Here is a 17,671-nt window from a genome sequence, read left to right as displayed (position 1 = left end):
GGGTGCGGGCGATCGGCGAGGCCGGGGGCAGGCTATGTGGAACTATCCGACCGGCGATGACGAATACCGGCCCTGGGAGGATCCGCCACCGCCCGCCGCGCCGCCCGCGTCACCGGCGGCCCGGCCGGTCCCGCCCGCGCCGACCGCCCAGCCCGCCCCACCGATCAGGAATGCCGGACCGATCGAATCGTGGCAATCCAGATTGTTCGGCGCCATCGCGATCCTGCTGGTGACAGCGGTCATCGTGGCGTTGAAGATCCACGCGTTCTCTTCGACACTGCCGCACCATGATTCGACGGTGCGGGTCACGATTCCGAGCACGCCGACGGGACTGTCGTACGGATTTCCGATCGACCCGGCCCATCCGTTCCGGGGGACCGCCGCCAACCTCTGGGACCAGGGCGGGGACGGGGTGCGGTTGCCCAATGCCCAAGCGGTGGGCCATTTCTCGGCCGAGCAGGTGGCCGCGGCCGAAGCCCGCGCCAAACAGCTCATCACGCTGGCCAGGCTCGACCCACACGTACTCGAAACCGGTGATGCCGAACCGGTACTGGCACTGCTCGCGCCACACCAGGTGGAAGCGCTGCGCGAGCAGCTCACACCGGGCAATGAGAGCCAAACCGCTTGGATTACCACCAAACTCGCGCCGGGCTTCACCCTGCTGCCCGCTACACCGCGCGTGACCGGCAGCATGTCGGCGAACCTCGGCGACAAGGGCGAGCTGAGCATCAAGACCGATTACATCGTGGCCTACGCCTTCCGCCCGCCCGCATCGCCCGTGATCAACGATCCGATGCAGGTGATCGTGCTGGTGCGGGAGCAGGTCGAGTACACCTGGGTCGACGATCCCGCCTACGGACAGAGTTCGCAGGGCATGCACTTCGGCGATATCCGGTCACACACCTACGCCGCCAACTGCGCGTGGTTCAAGAAGGGCCATCTGGCCCCCTCCTACAGCGAGACCTCGAAACCGAGTGGAACCCCGGCGCGCCCGACCGAACAGTACTTCGACCCCACCATCCCGATTCCCACCGAATCCAACTGCTGAGCGGTTACGAACCGACCCTTCCCGACACGCTCCGAGTGTCACGTTTGACATGCGCACCCTTGCATATAAGAATGGCATCGGTTTCCAATAAGGAGTTGGTTCGATGACCACCGACAGTGGTGCCCCCCTGCGGCGCTCACGCGTCGCCACCGAGGCCCCGGCCGCGATTCCGCACGACCCGTACCCGTACCGGTCGCCCCAGCCGCCGATGGTGCCCTCGCGCACCATTCTGGACTCGGCCGGAGAACTGCTGCGCGCCCTGGCCGCGCCGGTGCGCATCGCCATCGTGCTGCAACTACGCGAATCGCCGCGCTGCGTCCACGAACTGGTCGACACCCTCGGGGTGACCCAGCCGCTGATCAGCCAGCACCTGCGGATTCTCAAATCCGCGGGCGTGGTGCGCGGTGAGCGCACCGGGCGCGAAGTGATCTACGAACTGGTCGACGAGCATCTGGCGCATATCGTCATCGACGCCGTCGCGCACGCAGAGGAGGGGTGAGTAGTGGGAACAACCGAGAAGACGGTCGGCGTCCGCAGCACCCGCCAGCGCAGCGCCATCGCGGCCCTGCTCGCCGATATCGACGAATTCCGGTCCGCCCAGGAGCTTCATGATGAACTCCGGCGGCGCGGCGAGGGCATCGGGCTGACCACGGTCTACCGGACGCTGCAATCGCTCGCCGAGGCCGGACTGGTCGATATGCTGCGCACCGACTCCGGGGAGTCCGTGTACCGGCAGTGCTCCACCGGACACCACCACCATCTGGTGTGCCGCCACTGCGGGCGCACCGTGGAGGTCGAGGGACCGACGGTGGAGGCGTGGGCGGATTCCATTGCGGCGGAACACGGTTTCACCGATATCAGCCACACCATGGAGATCTTCGGCACCTGCGGCGGCTGCGCCGCCGCGAAGAGCTGAACGGCCCATTCGAACGGCAATCGCGCCCCTTGCGGTGAAACGCAAGGGGCGCACTGCGTTCGGTGAGCATCAGCCTGCGGCGGCCGGTACCGGCTCCCTGAGATCGACCGTCGCGGCAGCCGGGCGTGAGCGCACGATGCCGATACCCAGCAGGGCCACGGCGGCCACGGCCCAGACCAGCAGGACCGTCAGCGGGCCGCCCGCCTTCGCGCCGTCGAAGAAGGCGACCGAGCGGAGCAGACTGGCCGCCGCGCCCGGCGGCAGCAACTGGCCGATCGTGCCCCAGGGCCGCGGCAGCAGTTCGGGAGCGGAAGTGGCCGCCGAGAACGGATTTCCGATGAGCACGATGGTGATCGCCGCCAAGCCGATGCCCGCCCTGCCGATCGCGGCGGCGAGACCGACCACGGTCCCGGCGACGGTGAAGGACACCAGCCCCGCGATCGCGGCCAAGGTCAGGTAGGAGCCCGGGAGCAGCGACAGCCAGCCGCTGATGATGCTCATGCTGAGCAGGCCGCCCGCGATGGCGAAGGTCGTCAGACCGATTCCGCGCGCGGGGATGGACGGGATCAGCAGGGTCAGCAGTACGCCCGCGGCGATACCGGACAGGGCTAGCGGCAGCACCATCGCACCGAAACCACTGCCGCGCGGGTCATCCGGATCGGCGGCGACCACATCCTGAACGGCCGGGGCCGGGGTTCCCGAAAGCTGCTGGGCAATGGCCGAGAGCTGTTGTGCCACCGCGGGACTCGCGGCGGAGGCGACCAGCACCAGCGGCTGGCCGCCGGTCACGATGGCGCCGTACACATCCCGATTCGCGATGGCGTCGCGGGCGGCGGATTCGTCTGCGACGGTGCGGATATCGAAGGCGTCGGCATCATGTGCGGCCAGCTGTTGCGAGACGGCGGCCGCTTGCGGCCCGGTGACGGCGATGGGCAGCTCGCGCGGCTTGATATTGGCAGCGGGCCAGGCGAATGCGATGAGCATGATCGCTTGGATGAGCGCGGCCGCGAGGCCGAAGGCGACAGCGCGCTGGGTGGTGGACATCAGACACTCCCCGTAAATCGGATGTTCGTTCTCTTTTATTGGGACAACCCTGACATCGAGCTGTCAGCTTGTCAAGAACGGATATTCGTTTTACTTTGGGCGTATGCCCAGAGTCAGCGAAGAGCACCTGGAACGCCGCAGACAGCAGATCCTCGACGCCGCGCAAACGTGCTTCGCCCGCAAGGGCCTGCACACCACCACCATGCAGGACGTCTTCGCCGAGTCCGGACTGTCCGCGGGGGCGGTGTACCGCTACTTCAAATCCAAGGACGACATCATCGCGGCCCTCACCACCGAGGCCACCGTCGATCTGCGCGCCGCTTTGAGCGAGGCGGTCTTCAGCGATCCGCTGCCCACTCCCCCGGAGCTCATTCGCACCATCTCCGAAACCATCGTGCGGCTGTCGGGGCCCGGCGGCCCGGTCCGGCTCATCCCGCAGGCCTGGGCGCTGGCGCTCACCGATGCCAATATCGCCGACTACGTGCGCACCAATATCGGTGGCATTCGCCGACTCTGGGTCGACTACGCCATCCGCATGCGCGAAATCGGCTGGCTCCCACCGGATGCCGATGTCGAGGCGGTCGGCAAGGCGTTCCTCGGGCTGCTACCCGGATTCATCCTGCAATTCCTGATCCTGGGCGATACCGACCCCGAATCCTTCTCACGCGGAGTCGAACAGATGTTGCCCGCGTACGCGAGACTGCCGCTGCCCGAAGCCTCGCCCAACTGAGCGCGATTCACCGGCGGCGACGAAAGCCGTTGCCGCCGTGTGAATTCAGGGCAGCACCAGACCCTGGCGGGCGCGGCCCGCACCGGACAGCACCAGCAGCAGCATGGTGGCGAGCGCTTCATCCTCCAGGCCCGCGGCCGGGAAGGTGTAGCGCAGGATGATGTCCGCCAGCTTGTCGTGACCGACGATCGTGATCGAGCCGAACTGTAGAGCCGCGTTGCGTTCGGCAACGCGCTTGTGCAGCTGCGGTTTCAACGGGCGATCCCAGGCCAGCACACAGGTCAGGGTGAGCACGTCCAGGCCGGGGGCCAGATTCACCCCGCGCAGCGAGCACAGCGCGCCGTCGAATTCGAAGCCCAGGCCGCCGCCCTCCTCGACCCGGACCGCGACGTCATAGCGGGACAGCGCGGCCCCGGCGCGCGCCTGCAATTCCGCCGCCGGGGCGATCGCATCGCTCACTTCGCGCCACCGAAGCGGCGGTCGCGCTTGGCGTACTCCATGCAGGCGTCCCACAGGTTGCGACGGTCGAAATCCGGGAAAAGCGTTTCCTGGAACACGAATTCGGCGTACGCGGACTGCCACATCAGGAAGTTCGAGGTGCGGAACTCACCCGACGGGCGCAGGAACAGATCCACATCCGGCATATCCGGCTCGTCCAGGAAGCGGGCGACGGTGTCCTCGTTCACCTTCTCCGGATCGATCTCACCGGACTTCACCCGGCGCGCGATTTCCCTTGCGGCATCGGCGATTTCGGCGCGACCGCCGTAGTTGACGCACATGGTCAGCGTCATCACGTCATTGTCCTTGGTGAGCTCCTCGGCGATCTCGAGCTCCTTGATCACGCTGCGCCACAGGCGCGGTCGCCGCCCGGCCCAGCGCACCCGCACACCCATCTCGTGCATCTCATCGCGGCGACGCCGGATCACATCGCGGTTGAAGCCCATCAGGAACTTCACCTCATCCGGACTGCGCCGCCAATTCTCGGTGGAGAAGGCGTACGCCGACAGCCACTTCACCCCGATCTCGATACAGCCCTCGACGGTATCCATGAGCACCGCTTCCCCGCGCTCATGCCCCGCGGTCCGCGCCAGCCCACGCTCCTGCGCCCAGCGGCCGTTACCGTCCATCACCAGCGCGACATGCCTGGGCACGAACTCGGCGGGAATCGCGGGCGGCGTCGCACCCGAGGGATGCGGCGAAGGCGGACGCACCGCGCGCTGGACAGCGGAAGGTTTGCGAGTACCGATCACGCCCACCATCCTGCCCGATGCCCCCAACCCCGCGAACACACCCACGGACTTCCCACCGACTCCCCACACTTCCCCCACATAGCGGCATCGCCGCACCAACGCGAGCACACGGGATGGAACGTGAAGACTCCGGCAATATGACGGTGGGTGCGGACTGCTCACACCCCGGAACTCCGGGGATCCCCAATCAGCTGACGGCGGCGGATTCGGCGGCTTCGTGCGGGCGGGTGCGCTCGATCAGGGGGAGGGTGCGGAGTTGGCGTTCGAGATGCCATTGCAGGTGGGCCGCGACCAGGCCGCTGGCTTGGCGGCGGAGGTTGTCGGGGACGGCGTTGACGCCGGACCAGTCGCCGCGGTGCAGGGCGCTGAGGTGTTCGAGGACGCCGAGCATGGGGGTTGCCGAGCCCGGGGGACGGCAGTGCACGCAGACCGCGCCGCCCGCCGCCACATGGAAAGCGCGGTGCGGGCCGGGGGTGGCGCAGCGGGCGCAGTCGTCGAGAGCCGGTGCCCAACCGGCGAAACCCATGGCGCGCAACAGGAATGCGTCGAGGATGAGTTCATGCGGGCGAATACCCTGCGCGATGGCGCGCAGCGCACCGGCGGTCAGGGTGTGCAGTCGAGGCGCGGGCGCGCGCTCCTCACCCGCCAGGCGTTCGGCGGTTTCCAGCACGGCGCAGGCGGTGGTGTAGCGGCCGTAATCGGCGACGATGTCCGAAGCGAAGGCTTCGACCGTATGCACCTGGGTCACCACATCCAGATTGCGACCGGGGTGCAACTGCACGTCCACATACGCGAACGGCTCCAGCCGAGCCCCGAACTTGGAGCGGGTGCGGCGCACGCCCTTGGCGACCGCGCGCACCAGACCGTGCTGGCGGGTCAGCAGGGTGACGATACGGTCGGCCTCGCCCAGCTTGTGCTGGCGCACCACTACCGCATTGTCTCTGTACAACTGCACCGCAACAGTCTCGCACGCGGGACCGACCGCGCGACGACGGTGTGCGAGCGCGCCGAAAGATTTGGTACGGGCGCGAATACCGGAAACTCCCGATGCCCGGTATCCGATCGCCCGTCTGTGCAGCGCCGGGATCGCAGCAGCCCACAGGATATCGCCGACTGAGAACTCTCGGGTTCCTAAATGGGCGGAGACCCTGGACGTGTGACCAGAATCGCGCTAGGTTTCCGGCGTGCGGCAGGGAGATGGGAATCACGGATGACCACGGCATCGGTACATGAGCTCGGGCTGGCGGAGCTGGCGGCGGCGCTCGAGCGGGGGAAGATCAGTTCGGTGGCGGCCACCGGGGCGGTGCTGGACGCCATCGACGCCAGCCAGCAGGGACTCAACGCGTTTCGGATCGTGCGGCGGGAGCAGGCGCTGATCGAGGCGGCCGAGGCCGATCGGAAATTGGCCGCGGGTGAACGGGCACCGCTGCTGGGAGTGCCGATCGCGGTCAAGGATGACACCGATATCGCCGGCAGCCCAACGGCTTTCGGATGCGGTGGCGAATTCCCGGACAAGACCGAGGACGCGGAATCGGTGCGCAGGCTGCGCGCGGCGGGTGCGGTGATCGTCGGCAAGACCAATACCTGTGAGCTGGGGCAGCTTCCGTTCACGAGCGGTAATGCGTTCGGGCACACCAGGAATCCGTGGAGTGCGGAGCATACGCCGGGCGGGTCGTCCGGTGGTTCGGCGGCGGCCGTCGCGGCCGGATTGGTGCCTGCCGCACTGGGTTCCGACGGTGCGGGGTCGGTGCGCATTCCGTCGGCGTGGAACAACCTGGTGGGCATCAAACCGCAGCGCGGGCGCATCTCCACCTGGCCGCTGCCCGAGGCGTTCTACGGCCTCACCGTGAACGGTCCGCTGGCGCGCACGGTCGCCGACGCGGCGCTGCTGCTGGATGTGGCGGCGGGACCGCACACGGGCGATCTGCATAGGCCGCAACCGATTCGAGCCGCCGACGCGGTCGGGCGCGATCCGGGCAAGCTGCGCATCGCGCTGTCGCTGCGCACCCCGTTCACGGCCATCAAGACCGCACTGGACCGCGAGGTGGAGGCGCGCGTGCACGCCACCGCCAACGCACTGCGAAACCTCGGGCACGAGGTCACCGTCGCCGATGTGCACTACGGCATCCTGCTGGGCGCGACCTTCCTGCCCCGCTCCATGGTCGGCATCCGCGACGCGCTGCACCGCCTACCCGGCGCACAGGTGGATCCGCGCACCCGGAGCAACGCCGTCACCGGCCGTGTACTCGGCCCGGCGCTCTTCGCCGCCCGGCGCGCGGAACCGTTGCTGCGCATGCGAATCGGCCGCTTCTTCGACAACTACGACCTGGTGCTGGCCCCCACCACCGCCACTCCCCCGCCCGGCGTGCACGAGATCGACGATATCGGCTCGTGGGCCACGGATCAGCTCATCACCTCGTCATGCCCGTACACCTGGCCGTGGAATGTCCTGGGCTGGCCCGCGGTGAACGTCCCCTCGGGCTTCACCGACGCGGGCCTGCCCGTCGGCTCCCAGCTCATGGGCCCGGCCAACTCCGAACCCCTGCTGATATCGGTTGCGGCCCAATTGGAATCCGAACTCCAATGGCACAAACACCGCCCAACCCCTTGGTGGAACCGCCCCGCTGCCTGACCAAGATCAGGCGGCGGCATCACACGGGTGCCCGATGTCAGAAGCCCAAGCGGCCCAACTGCTTCGGGTCGCGCTGCCAATCCTTGGCCACCTTCACGTGCAGGTGCAGGTAGATACGAGTGCCGAGAATCTTCTCGATCTGCTTGCGGGCGCTGGTGCCCACCTCTTTGAGGCGGGCGCCGCCCTTGCCGATGATGATGGCCTTCTGGCTGGGGCGTTCCACGTAGAGCAGGGCGTGCACGTCGAGCATGCCCTCGTGGGTGCGGGTGCCCTCGGTGGCGGTGTCCTCGTTCTCCTCGCGCTCGAGGATGTCCTCGATGACGACCGCGAGCGAGTGCGGGAGTTCGTTGTCCAGGCCTTCGAGCGCGGCTTCGCGAATGAGCTCGGCCATGAGGGTTTCCTCGGGCTCATCGGTGAGTTCGCCGTCCGGGTAGAAGGCGGGGCCCTCGGGCATCTGCGAGGCGATGACGTCGATCAACGTCTCGACCTGCTCACCCTTGACCGCGGAGACCGGCACCAGTTCGGCTTCGGGGCCGAGCAGCGCGGATACCGCCATGAGTTGATGCGCGATGGCGTCGCGGCTCACCTTGTCGATCTTGGTGACCACACCCAGCAGCTTGGTCTTGGGCGCCATCAACTTGATCTGCTCGACGATCCACCGGTCGCCCGGACCGATCTTCTCATCCGCCGGAATGCAGATGGCGATCACGTCGACCTCGGAATAGGTATCGCGCACCAGATCATTGAGCCGCTGCCCGAGCAGCGTGCGCGGCCGGTGCAGACCGGGGGTGTCCACCAGAATCAGCTGCGCGTGCTCACGATGCACGATGCCGCGAATGGTGTGCCGGGTGGTCTGCGGACGCGAGGAGGTGATGGCGATCTTCTGCCCCACCATGGCATTGGTCAGCGTGGATTTGCCGGTGTTCGGCCGTCCCACGAAACATACGAAGCCCGAACGGAATACGTCTTTACTGCTCATTCGAATACCTCCGACTCGGTTTCCAGATCGAAGCCCTCGGGAATACCGGGCCGGGTGGCCGGGTCACCTTCGACCGGCCCTTCCACTACCTCGAACACCGCGCCCTTGGCATCGGTGAAGACAATGCGCGCCGTCGGCGACACCTCACGCACCGCGGGCACGCCGGGATCGGAGAACCGCCCCGCCACCACCACCGCGGCCTCGAAACCCTCTGCGCCACTGGAGATCGCGGCAGCCACCGCCGACTGCAACGCGGTCAGCTTCAGACTCGGCAGACCGACCTCGCCCGCCGCGTAGGTGCGCCCATCGGTATCCCGGATGGCCGCGCCCGCGCTGCCGCCGGTGCGGCCCATCGCACCGCGCGCGAGGATCAACAGTTTGTTGTCCTCGGCGTCCAAGTCAGTCATCGGATTCTCCCTCTTCGTGTGCGCCGTCCGGTTTCCCTTCGGCCGCTTCGTTTTTGACCTTCTCCAGCGGGCGGCGCACCACGACCGTGTGCACCCGCACCCGGCCGCGCGCGTCCGAACCGCCCTCACCGCGCAGCTGCAAACCGTGGATCACGGCCTTGGAACCCGGCAGCGGGACACGGCCCAGCGCATGCCCGAGCAGGCCGCCGACGGTGTCGACATCCTCATCGTCGATTTCCATATCGAACAGTTCGCCCAGGTCCTCGACCGGAAGTCGCGCGGAGACACGGTATTTGCCCGGGCCGATCTGCTCGACGGGCGCGGTCTCATCGGTGTCGTACTCGTCGGCGATCTCACCGACGATCTCCTCCAGCACATCCTCGATGGTGACCAGTCCGGCGATACCGCCGTACTCGTCCACCAGCACCGCCATATGGTTGCGGCGGCGCTGCATCTCATCGAGCAGGGCGTCCAGGGGTTTGGAATCGGGCATGAAGACGGCGGGGCGCATGACCTCGCGCACCTTCACCTTCTTGGCCCGGTCCGCGTACGGCACAAGGTCTTTCAGGTAGACGACGCCGAGAATGTCATCGACGTTCTCACCCACCACCGGAATACGGGAATGCCCGGAACGCACGGCCAGCGACATCGCCTGCGCCGCGGTCTTCTCCGCCTCGATCCACACCATCTCGGTGCGCGGCACCATGACCGCGCGCGCGGTGGTCTCGCCCAGTTCGAACACCGACTGGATCATCCGGCGTTCCTCGGCGTCCACCACTCCGCGCTCACCGGCCAGATCGACGACCTCGCGCAATTCGATCTCGGAAGCGAAGGGGCCGTTGCGGAATCCCTTACCGGGGGTAATGGCATTACCGACCAGAATCAGCAGGCGGCTGATCGGGCCGAGCAGCGTTCCGATGGCCTGCAACGGCAGCGATGCGCCCAATGCCAGTGAATACGCGTGCTGGCGGCCCAGTGTGCGCGGGCCGACCCCGATCACCAGATAGTCGACCAGCACCATGACCGCGGCCGTAACCACCAGTGCCGCAACCTCGTTCAGCCAATCCAGCAGGACCGCCGCGAGCAGCACCGTCGCGGTGATCTCGCACAGCACGCGCAGCAGCACCATGAGATTCACATAGCGCGGGCGATCGGCGATGATCTTCGCCAGGCGGGTCGCGCCGGTGCGATCGGCGCGCACCATATCGTCAACGCGCGCAATGGAAATCGTGTTCAAGGCCGAATCCAGCGCGGCGAAAACGCCACCGGCCGGAACCAGCACTACGGCCAGCAGCAGCAGGACGAACGAATTCACGCGGGATCCAGCGGATCACCGGAATCGGTGAAGCCGGTCTTACCCAGCAGCCGGCGATCGCGCTCACGATCGCGCTCGGCGATCTCGGCACGCACCTGCGCCTCGCGCAGGCTCTCGTACCAGCCCTCCAGCAGCGAGGCCTGGAGCGCGAACATCTCCTTCTCCTCCTCCGGCTCGGCATGGTCGTAGCCGAGCAGGTGCAGGACGCCGTGCACGGTCAGCAGGGCGAGCTCGTGATCCATGGAATGCCCGGCCTTCTCGGCCTGCTGGGCCGCGAACTCGGGGCAGAGCACGATATCGCCGAGCATGGAAGGGCCGGGCTCGGCGGCATCGGGCCGCCCGCCCGGCTCCAGCTCATCCATGGGGAAGGACATGACATCGGTCGGACCCGGCAGGTCCATCCAGCGCATGTGCAGGTCCGCCATGGTGTCGAGATCGACCAACACCATCGACAGCTCCGCGGCCGAATGGACATCCATCTGACCGATCGCGAAGCGCGCGACGCTGACCAGTTCCTCTTCGGATACTTCGATACCCGATTCGTTGGCGATCTCGATACTCACCCGCTCAGCCTATCGGCCGAGTTCAGTGCCGCCCCTCCCGGCTCGCGGCACGCCGCTGCGCGCGGTTGCCCGGATAGTGCGCGACCTGTGGCCGGGACTCGGCCTCATAGCGGTCGTAGGCGTCGACGATCTCGCCGACCAGGCGATGCCGCACCACATCGGCGCTGGTGAGCTCGGCGACGTGGATATCGTCGACATCGGCGAGGATCTCGGTCGCGGCGCGCAGCCCCGAACGCGAGCTGCCGGGTAGGTCGACCTGGGTGACGTCACCGGTCACCACGATCTTCGAACCGAAGCCCAGACGCGTCAGGAACATCTTCATCTGCTCGGCGGTGGTGTTCTGCGCCTCGTCGAGAATGATGAACGAATCGTTCAGGCTGCGACCGCGCATATACGCCAGCGGCGCGACCTCGATGACACCCGCGGCCATGAGCTTGGGAATGGCCTCGGGATCCATCATGTCGTGCAGGGCGTCGTAGAGTGGACGCAGATACGGATCGATCTTCTCGTTGAGGGTGCCGGGCAGGAAGCCCAGCCGCTCACCCGCCTCGACCGCCGGACGCGTCAGGATGATGCGGGTGACCTGCTTGTTCTGCAGGGCCTGCACCGCCTTGGCCATGGCCAGATACGTCTTACCGGTACCGGCCGGGCCGACGCCGAACACGATGGTGTGATGGTCGATGGAATCGACATATCGCTTCTGGTTCAACGTCTTCGGGCGAATCGTCTTGCCGCGCCGGGACAGAATGTCCAGGCTCAGCACCTCCGCCGGGGAATCCGAGGAACCCTCGGTGAGCATGGAGTAGGTGTGCCGCACCGCCTCCGGGCTGACCTGACGATTGCGCGCGGTCAAGTCCACCAGCTGCGCGATGACCCGTTCGGCGAGCGCGATATCGGCGGGCTTGCCGGTCAGGGTGACGGTATTGCCGCGGACGTGGATATCGGCATCGAGGAGTCGCTCGAGCTCACGCAGGTTCTCATCAGCCGAACCCAGGAAACCGAACACCGACTCGGGTGCCAATTCAATGCTGGAGCGAACGGTCCGGCCCGCCGGTCCGGACCCATTGTCGCCGGCGCCGATGCCGACATTGGGGATGTTCTGGTCGCCGATTTTGCCTGGTGTACTCAAAAGTGACTATGGCCTGCTTCCCGGTCTAGAGAGTCACATCTTTGATGGAAGTTTACCGCCGCCCACCGACACCGCCCAGTGAATAAGCCGCTACCGGCAGGGTGACGCGAGAACGCCGCATCGCCGCTGCCTGGGCGTTATCCGCCGCCGGAGCGCTGGCGCGCCCAATCGACGGTGAAATCCCGAAAACGGCGCACCGCGTCCGACGGCGCGCCGCCGGTGCGCCAGATCAGGCCGACCTCGCGCACCGCGTCCGGTTCGGCGAGCGGGATCAGCGCCGCGTCCGGCTGCGGTCCGCCGGTCAGCGGATACTCCAGCGGCACCACCGAAACGCCCAAACCGACCGCCACCAGACCGGCGATGGTGCCGAGATTGCTGCATTCGAAACCGATGCGCGGCCGGAAATCGGCTGCCGCGCACAGCTCGTCGAGCACCTGGCGCATACCGAAGCCCTGATGCATGGCGATGAACTCGGCATCGGCCACCTCGGCCAGCCGCACCTGCCGCCGCGCCGCCAGCCGATGATCCGGCGGCACCGCCAGCGCCAGCCGCTGCCGTAGCAGCGGCCGCCACCCGACACCCGGCCGCTTCGGCCGGGGCGACAACATCCCCAGGTCGGCACTGCCATCGAGCACCAGACCCGTGACCACATCGGCCGCGTCCTGTTGCAGTGTGAAAGTGATCCGGCCCGATACCCGCCGGAACCCGGCGATCAACTCGGGCACCACCCGAGCCCCGAGCGAATGCTGAAACGCCAGCCGCACAACGCCTTTCGCGGGATGCGCGAGATCCGCGAGTTCCCTTGCCGCGGAGTCGAGTTCACCCTGAGCCCGCCGCGCGTGCTCGTAATAGACCCGTCCGAACTCATTGAGCGTCAGCCGCTTCCCGTGCCGATCGAAAAGCCGCACCCCGAGCCGCGTTTCGAGCCGAGCCAGCATGCGCGACAAAGTCGGCTGCGTCAGATGCAACCGCTCGGCCGCCACCCCGACCCGCTCCAACTCGGCCAGCGTCAGAAACCAGTGCAGATCATCACTCGCCATGCCCGGCCTCCCGGATTCGTTCAGGAGTGAACCAGTGCGGATTGTCACTCGGCATGACCACCCTCCTACCCGGTAGCTCTACTAATGCAGCAAATGCATCAACTCTGCGTTGATTATGCATTTCCTTTCGGAGGCGGGCGCGCCCATGCTCGGCTGATGACCGCTGTCGCCGCATCCGCCACCGCCGACACCACGGGACACGAGCGTCGAATCACGGTCGCGCTCTTCGCCGCCGGGCTGACCACCTTCGCCTCGATGTACAGCGCGCAGGCGCTGCTGCCGAGTCTGTCGATCGCGTTCGGCGCGACTCCGGCGCGGGCGGCGCTGGCGGTATCACTGACCACCGGGCTGCTGGCACTGGCGATCGTGCCGATGAGTGTCCTGTCCGATCGAGTCGGGCGCACCCGCGTGATGATCGGATCGGCCGTGGCGGCCAGCGTCATCGGGCTATTGCTGCCGTTCAGCCCCACGCTGGAGGTGCTGCTGGCCGGACGGGCAATACAGGGTGTAGCGCTGGCGGGGGTGCCCGCGGTGGCGATGGGATATTTGGCAGAGGAGATCGGCGCGGGCGGGCTGGGCGCGGCGATGGGCGTCTATGTCGCGGGGACCAGCCTGGGCGGATTGACCGGACGGCTCATCCCGGCATTTACCCTGGAAGTCGGATCGTGGCGCTGGGGTGCGGCCACGATCGCCATTGCCGCGGCGGCATGTGCCGGAGTCTTCGTGCGCATGCTGCCGGGCTCGCGTCGGTTCACGCCGCGCCCGATCGCAATTCGTTCTGTCGCTGCCGGTTTCGCGAATCACCTGCGGGATCGCACATTGTTGCCGCTGTACGGACTGGCCTTCGTCATGATGGGCGGCTTCGTCTCGCTCTACAACTTCCTCGGCTATCGGCTCACCCGCGAACCATTCGGGTTGTCGGCCGCCACAGTTGGTTTGGTGTTCGTGCTGTACCTCGCGGGGACGGTTACAGCCGCCGCGTCGGGCCGGATGACAGCGCGAGTCGGCAGATCCCGGGTCATGGGGTTGGGTCTGCTCGCCATGGCCGCCGGACTGCTACTGACCCTGCCCGACGTATTGCCGATCATCCTGTTCGGCGTATTGCTCTGCACCGCAGGCTTTTTCGCCATCCACGCGACGGCAAGCGGCTGGGTCGGCGCAGCTGCCGACGGCAATCGCGCGGCAGCATCCGCCCTCTACATGTGCGCCTATTACCTCGGCAGCTCCGTCGTCGGCGGACTGGGCGGCTTGGTCTTCGGCCGCTTCGCATGGCCCGGACTCGCCGGGTACATCGCGGTGCTTGTCGCACTCGCCACCGGCCTGGTCGGCACGCTTACAGTGCGCTCACGACCGTCGCAACCCCAATCACCAGCGGCCGCAAACGATCCCGTGAAGTCCGCATAGCGCACGACAAGTACGGAGACTTGACCACCCGCCATCCGCCAACCCACTCGACATCTCACCTACTAGTCATCCCGGCATGCTTTTGGCCGGGATCCACCGCAACCGTGTGGATTCCGGCCAAAAGCGCGCCGGAATGACGGGGCTTGTACATCCACCGGGGCGTAGGGACTTACCAGCGTGGGGTCAGTGCGCCCAGTGCGCCGAGGGCGACCGCTGCGGCGGTGGAGGTGCGCAGGACGGTGGGGCCCAGGAGGACGATGTCCGCGCCGGCGTCGGCGAGGGCGGTCAGTTCCGAATCGTCCAGGCCGCCTTCGGGGCCGACGATGAGGATTACCTCGGGGGCGTCGGTGAAGGGGAGGTCGGTGAAGCGGCCCGCGCCGGATTCGTGCAGGGCCGCGACGATCGCGCCGTGGGATTTGGCTTCGCGCACCAGGTTCAGGAGGTCGCGGGTGTGGTGCAGGTCGGCGACGTCGGGGATGTAGGGGCGGCGGGATTGGCGGGCGGCCTGTTTGGCCGCGGTGCGCCATTTCTCGACGGCCTTGTGCGCCTTGTTATCCCATTTGGAGACGCAGCGAATGGCCTGCCAGGGCACGATGGCGTCGGCTCCGGCCTCGGTCATGAGTTCGACCGCTAGTTCGGAGCGTTCGGATTTGGGGAGTGCCTGGACCACCGTGACCTGCGGGGTCGCCGGAGCGGCGACCCGTCGGTCCAGGACCTTCAACTCGAGGCGATCCTTTTCGGCCGCAACCACTTCGGAGTCGGCGAGCAGCCCGTTGCCGTCGGAGAGCATGATCGGCTCGCCGACCCGGATGCGCCGGACGGTCGCCGCGTGGCGGCCTTCCGGGCCGTCCAGGACGGCCGTGGCACCCGGTTCCGGGATGTCGTCGAGGTAGAAGACGGTGGCGGCCAAGGGATCAGCGTCCGCTGAAGGAGGCGCGCAACCGGGCGAACAGACCGCTGTTGTGCTCGGACTGCGTGGAGAGCACCTCGGTGCGCTCATTGGGTCGCATGCCCTTGTACTTGCGCAACAGTTCCTGCTGCTTGCTGTCCATCTTGGTGGGGATGACGATATCCAGGTGCGCGATCAGATCACCGCGGGAGTTGGCGCGCAGCTTGGGCATACCGTGGCCGCGCAGCACCGAGACCTCGCCGGGCTGGGTGCCCGCCGGAATGGTGAGCTCGACCGGACCGTCCAGGATGGTGTCGATGACGACCGTGGTGCCCAGCGTCGCGTCCACCATGGGCACGCGGATGGTGCAGTGCAGATCATCGCTGTCGCGCACGAAGGTGTCGTGCGGCTGCTCCACGATCTCGACGTACAGGTCACCGGCGGGGCCGCCGCCCGGGCCGACCTCGCCCTGCGCGGCCAGGCGAACGCGCATACCGCTGGCCACACCCGCCGGAATCGGCGCGGCGACCTCGCGGCGCGAACGCACGCGGCCGTCGCCGCCGCACTTGCGGCAGGGATCGGGAATGGTCTCGCCCGCGCCACGGCAGGTGGGGCACGGCCGCGAGGTCATGACCTGACCCAGGAAGGACCGCTGCACCGTCTGCACTTCGCCCGCGCCACCGCAGGTTTCGCAGCGCACCGGCTTGGAGTTGCCGTTGGTGCCCGAGCCCACGCACACATCGCAGAGGATGGCGGTGTCGACGGTCAGGTGTTTGGTGACACCGACCGCGCACTCCTGTAGCGAGAGCCGGGTGCGCAGCAGCGAATCCGCGCCGGGCTGCACCCGGCCGCGCGGCTTGCGCGGGTTGGAGGTGTTCATCCCGCCGAAGAAGGCTTCGAACACATCACCCAGACCGCCGAAGCCCGCGCCGGAGAAGCCGCCGCCCATACCGCCGCCGGATTCCATCGGGTCACCGCCGAGGTCGACGATGCGCCGCTTCTCCGCATCGGTCAGCACCTCGTAGGCCGTCGACACCTCGCGGAAGCGCTCCTGCGCCTCCGGTTCCGGGTTGACGTCGGGATGCAGTTCACGCGCCAGCTTTCGATAGGCGCGCTTGATCTCCTGGTCGGTCGCGTTGCGTGCGACGCCGAGCAGTGCGTAATAGTCCCGTGCCACTTGTGCTCTCTAGTCCTGTTTCGTCTCGCTGGTTGCTCACCGTTCGGCGAGCACCTCACCGATGTACCGGGCCACGGCCGCTACCGAGGCGATGGTCCCCGGATAGTCCATACGCGTCGGGCCCAGCACCCCCATGCCGCCAAGAACGGTACCGGGCATCCCGTATCCGGTGGACACCACCGCCGTTCCACGCATCTGTTCGACCTTGGTCTCCTCCCCGATCTGCACGGTCACGGTACCCGGCTGCTGTGAGGCGGCCAGCAACTTCAGCACGATGACCTGTTCTTCCAGGGCCTCGAGGACTGAACGCAGGGAACCCGGGAATCCGTTCCCGGCGAAGTCCCCGGCATTGCGGGTGAGGTTCGCGGTGCCGCCGAGCACCAGGCGCTCCTCGGGATGTTCGACGAGGGTTTCCACCAGCACCGTGGAGACGCGGATGAGCACATCGCGCAGCTTGCCGGTGGAGTGCTCGGGTAGTTCGGCCACCGAGGCGGACGCGGACGCGAGGCGCTTGCCCTCCATGGCCTTACCGAGCATGGCGCGCAGTGCGCCGAGATCGTCGTCACCGACGATATTGCCCAGATCCACCAGGCGCTGATCGACGCGACCGGAATCGGTGATGACCACCAGTAGCAGCCGGGCCGGATTGAGCGCCACGACTTCGATATGGCGGACGGTGGAGGCGCTCACGGTCGGGTACTGCACCATGGCGACCTGACGGGTCAGCTGGGCGAGCAGGCGGACGCCGCGACGGAGTACGTCATCGAGATCGACACCGCTCTCCAGGAATTCCATGATGGCCCGGCGCTCGGCGTTCGAGAGCGGCTTCACCTCGGAGATGTGATCGACGAACTGCCGGTAGCCCTTATCGGTCGGTATCCGCCCCGAGCTGGTGTGCGGCTGGGTGATGTACCCCTCGGCCTCGAGCACCGCCATGTCATTGCGCACCGTGGCACTGGAGACACCCAGATTGTGCCGTTCCACCAGTGTTTTCGAGCCGATCGGCTCCTTGGTCGAAATGTAGTCCGCGACGATCGCCCGCAGGACCTCGAGCCGCCGTTGCTCCGTGGTCGACATTCAGCCCCACCTCCTCGCTCGCGTTCGGGTGCACCGTGACCGCCGCCGTGGGCAGTGCGCGGATGATTCCC

General features: G+C 67.2%; 19 protein-coding genes. 6 read left to right on the top strand and 13 right to left on the bottom strand.

Features of this window, described 5'->3' with window-relative positions:
- The first annotated feature begins 34 nt into the window (after positions 1-34).
- From ACFVUS_RS37020 to ACFVUS_RS37010, 3 genes are all read left to right on the top strand, one after another.
- Complete coding sequence (locus ACFVUS_RS37020; RefSeq protein ID WP_387777670.1) at positions 35-1,048, top strand: hypothetical protein; 1,014 nt, start codon at positions 35-37, stop codon at positions 1,046-1,048.
- Positions 1,049-1,256: 208 nt separating this feature from the next.
- Positions 1,257-1,547 (top strand): metalloregulator ArsR/SmtB family transcription factor, encoded by a 291-nt coding sequence (locus tag ACFVUS_RS37015; protein ID WP_364640379.1) that lies wholly within the window; start codon positions 1,257-1,259, stop codon positions 1,545-1,547.
- A gap of 3 nt (positions 1,548-1,550) precedes the next feature.
- Positions 1,551-1,964, top strand: coding sequence for a Fur family transcriptional regulator (locus ACFVUS_RS37010; protein WP_387777667.1), 414 nt, complete (start codon positions 1,551-1,553; stop codon positions 1,962-1,964).
- 69 nt (positions 1,965-2,033) lie between these two features.
- On the opposite strand, the gene ACFVUS_RS37005 is transcribed toward ACFVUS_RS37010, so the two are convergent.
- On the bottom strand, positions 2,034-3,008 hold the full coding sequence (locus tag ACFVUS_RS37005) for a hypothetical protein (RefSeq protein ID WP_387777664.1): 975 nt from the start codon (positions 3,006-3,008) through the stop codon (positions 2,034-2,036).
- A gap of 103 nt (positions 3,009-3,111) precedes the next feature.
- Here ACFVUS_RS37005 and ACFVUS_RS37000 point away from each other — a divergent pair, with 103 nt between their 5' ends.
- The gene (locus ACFVUS_RS37000; RefSeq protein WP_387777661.1) at positions 3,112-3,738 is read left to right on the top strand and encodes a TetR/AcrR family transcriptional regulator; all 627 of its coding nucleotides are present in this window, start codon (positions 3,112-3,114) and stop codon (positions 3,736-3,738) included.
- Positions 3,739-3,783: 45 nt separating this feature from the next.
- Here ACFVUS_RS37000 and ACFVUS_RS36995 read toward each other — a convergent pair whose 3' ends face one another.
- The 3 genes from ACFVUS_RS36995 to recO all read right to left on the bottom strand — a co-directional run bounded on the left by ACFVUS_RS36995 (position 3,784) and on the right by recO (position 5,943).
- On the bottom strand, positions 3,784-4,197 hold the full coding sequence (locus tag ACFVUS_RS36995; RefSeq protein WP_375968468.1) for a hypothetical protein: 414 nt from the start codon (positions 4,195-4,197) through the stop codon (positions 3,784-3,786).
- On the bottom strand, positions 4,194-4,997 hold the full coding sequence (locus ACFVUS_RS36990) for an isoprenyl transferase (protein WP_387778568.1): 804 nt from the start codon (positions 4,995-4,997) through the stop codon (positions 4,194-4,196). The genes ACFVUS_RS36995 and ACFVUS_RS36990 overlap by 4 nt, the downstream gene beginning before the upstream one ends.
- A gap of 178 nt (positions 4,998-5,175) precedes the next feature.
- Positions 5,176-5,943 (bottom strand): DNA repair protein RecO, encoded by a 768-nt coding sequence (recO, locus tag ACFVUS_RS36985; protein WP_387777658.1) that lies wholly within the window; start codon positions 5,941-5,943, stop codon positions 5,176-5,178.
- Between the two features lie 255 nt (positions 5,944-6,198).
- On the opposite strand from recO, the gene ACFVUS_RS36980 reads away from it, so the two are divergent.
- Positions 6,199-7,620 carry an amidase gene (locus tag ACFVUS_RS36980; protein WP_387777655.1) on the top strand — a complete coding sequence of 474 codons (1,422 nt, stop codon included), beginning with the start codon at positions 6,199-6,201 and terminating at the stop codon, positions 7,618-7,620.
- Positions 7,621-7,657: 37 nt separating this feature from the next.
- Here the strand turns inward: ACFVUS_RS36980 and era are convergent, their stop codons facing one another.
- The 6 genes from era to ACFVUS_RS36950 all read right to left on the bottom strand — a co-directional run bounded on the left by era (position 7,658) and on the right by ACFVUS_RS36950 (position 13,053).
- Complete coding sequence (era, locus tag ACFVUS_RS36975) at positions 7,658-8,599, bottom strand: GTPase Era (protein ID WP_364638534.1); 942 nt, start codon at positions 8,597-8,599, stop codon at positions 7,658-7,660.
- The gene (locus ACFVUS_RS36970; protein WP_387777652.1) at positions 8,596-9,006 is read right to left on the bottom strand and encodes a cytidine deaminase; all 411 of its coding nucleotides are present in this window, start codon (positions 9,004-9,006) and stop codon (positions 8,596-8,598) included. The genes era and ACFVUS_RS36970 overlap by 4 nt, the downstream gene beginning before the upstream one ends.
- Positions 8,999-10,321: a hemolysin family protein gene (locus tag ACFVUS_RS36965; RefSeq protein ID WP_387777649.1), complete on the bottom strand. Its 1,323-nt coding sequence runs from the start codon at positions 10,319-10,321 to the stop codon at positions 8,999-9,001. Before ACFVUS_RS36965 ends, ACFVUS_RS36970 begins: the two co-directional genes overlap by 8 nt.
- Positions 10,318-10,884 (bottom strand): rRNA maturation RNase YbeY, encoded by a 567-nt coding sequence (gene ybeY / locus ACFVUS_RS36960; RefSeq protein ID WP_364638543.1) that lies wholly within the window; start codon positions 10,882-10,884, stop codon positions 10,318-10,320. Before ybeY ends, ACFVUS_RS36965 begins: the two co-directional genes overlap by 4 nt.
- 22 nt (positions 10,885-10,906) lie before the next feature.
- A complete protein-coding gene (locus ACFVUS_RS36955; RefSeq protein WP_387778565.1) occupies positions 10,907-11,965 on the bottom strand; it encodes a PhoH family protein in 1,059 nt (352 codons plus the stop codon).
- A 185-nt stretch (positions 11,966-12,150) separates the two neighbouring features.
- Positions 12,151-13,053, bottom strand: a complete 903-nt coding sequence (locus ACFVUS_RS36950; RefSeq protein WP_387777646.1) for a LysR family transcriptional regulator — start codon at positions 13,051-13,053, stop codon at positions 12,151-12,153.
- Positions 13,054-13,209: 156 nt separating this feature from the next.
- On the opposite strand from ACFVUS_RS36950, the gene ACFVUS_RS36945 reads away from it, so the two are divergent.
- Positions 13,210-14,457, top strand: coding sequence for an MFS transporter (locus ACFVUS_RS36945; RefSeq protein ID WP_387777643.1), 1,248 nt, complete (start codon positions 13,210-13,212; stop codon positions 14,455-14,457).
- A 169-nt stretch (positions 14,458-14,626) separates the two neighbouring features.
- Here the strand turns inward: ACFVUS_RS36945 and ACFVUS_RS36940 are convergent, their stop codons facing one another.
- Genes ACFVUS_RS36940 through hrcA form a run of 3 tightly spaced genes read right to left on the bottom strand, consistent with a single transcriptional unit; the run spans position 14,627 to position 17,600 of the window.
- The gene (locus tag ACFVUS_RS36940) at positions 14,627-15,367 is read right to left on the bottom strand and encodes a 16S rRNA (uracil(1498)-N(3))-methyltransferase (protein WP_387777640.1); all 741 of its coding nucleotides are present in this window, start codon (positions 15,365-15,367) and stop codon (positions 14,627-14,629) included.
- A 4-nt stretch (positions 15,368-15,371) separates the two neighbouring features.
- The gene (gene dnaJ / locus ACFVUS_RS36935) at positions 15,372-16,523 is read right to left on the bottom strand and encodes a molecular chaperone DnaJ (protein WP_387777637.1); all 1,152 of its coding nucleotides are present in this window, start codon (positions 16,521-16,523) and stop codon (positions 15,372-15,374) included.
- 36 nt (positions 16,524-16,559) lie between these two features.
- Positions 16,560-17,600, bottom strand: coding sequence for a heat-inducible transcriptional repressor HrcA (gene hrcA, locus ACFVUS_RS36930; protein WP_375968474.1), 1,041 nt, complete (start codon positions 17,598-17,600; stop codon positions 16,560-16,562).
- Positions 17,601-17,671: the final 71 nt, after the last annotated feature.

The organism is Nocardia sp. NPDC058058 (assembly GCF_042885355.1).
Classification (GTDB): Bacteria; Actinomycetota; Actinomycetes; order Mycobacteriales; family Mycobacteriaceae; genus Nocardia.
Note: the sequence above shows the minus strand (reverse complement) of the source record. Positions and strands in the feature narration are given on the sequence as shown.

Excerpts from the sequence above, each read along its gene's own strand:
- ACFVUS_RS37020 (WP_387777670.1), top strand. The coding sequence starts at position 35 with ATGTGGAACTATCCGACCGGCGATGACGAATACCGGCCCTGGGAGGAT.
- ACFVUS_RS37015 (WP_364640379.1), top strand. The coding sequence starts at position 1,257 with ATGGTGCCCTCGCGCACCATTCTGGACTCGGCCGGAGAACTGCTGCGC.
- ACFVUS_RS37005 (WP_387777664.1), bottom strand. The coding sequence starts at position 3,008 with ATGTCCACCACCCAGCGCGCTGTCGCCTTCGGCCTCGCGGCCGCGCTC.
- ACFVUS_RS37000 (WP_387777661.1), top strand. The coding sequence starts at position 3,112 with ATGCCCAGAGTCAGCGAAGAGCACCTGGAACGCCGCAGACAGCAGATC.
- ACFVUS_RS36990 (WP_387778568.1), bottom strand. The coding sequence starts at position 4,997 with ATGGTGGGCGTGATCGGTACTCGCAAACCTTCCGCTGTCCAGCGCGCG.
- ACFVUS_RS36980 (WP_387777655.1), top strand. The coding sequence starts at position 6,199 with ATGACCACGGCATCGGTACATGAGCTCGGGCTGGCGGAGCTGGCGGCG.
- era (WP_364638534.1), bottom strand. The coding sequence starts at position 8,599 with ATGAGCAGTAAAGACGTATTCCGTTCGGGCTTCGTATGTTTCGTGGGA.
- ACFVUS_RS36970 (WP_387777652.1), bottom strand. The coding sequence starts at position 9,006 with ATGACTGACTTGGACGCCGAGGACAACAAACTGTTGATCCTCGCGCGC.
- ACFVUS_RS36950 (WP_387777646.1), bottom strand. The coding sequence starts at position 13,053 with ATGGCGAGTGATGATCTGCACTGGTTTCTGACGCTGGCCGAGTTGGAG.
- ACFVUS_RS36945 (WP_387777643.1), top strand. The coding sequence starts at position 13,210 with ATGACCGCTGTCGCCGCATCCGCCACCGCCGACACCACGGGACACGAG.
- hrcA (WP_375968474.1), bottom strand. The coding sequence starts at position 17,600 with ATGTCGACCACGGAGCAACGGCGGCTCGAGGTCCTGCGGGCGATCGTC.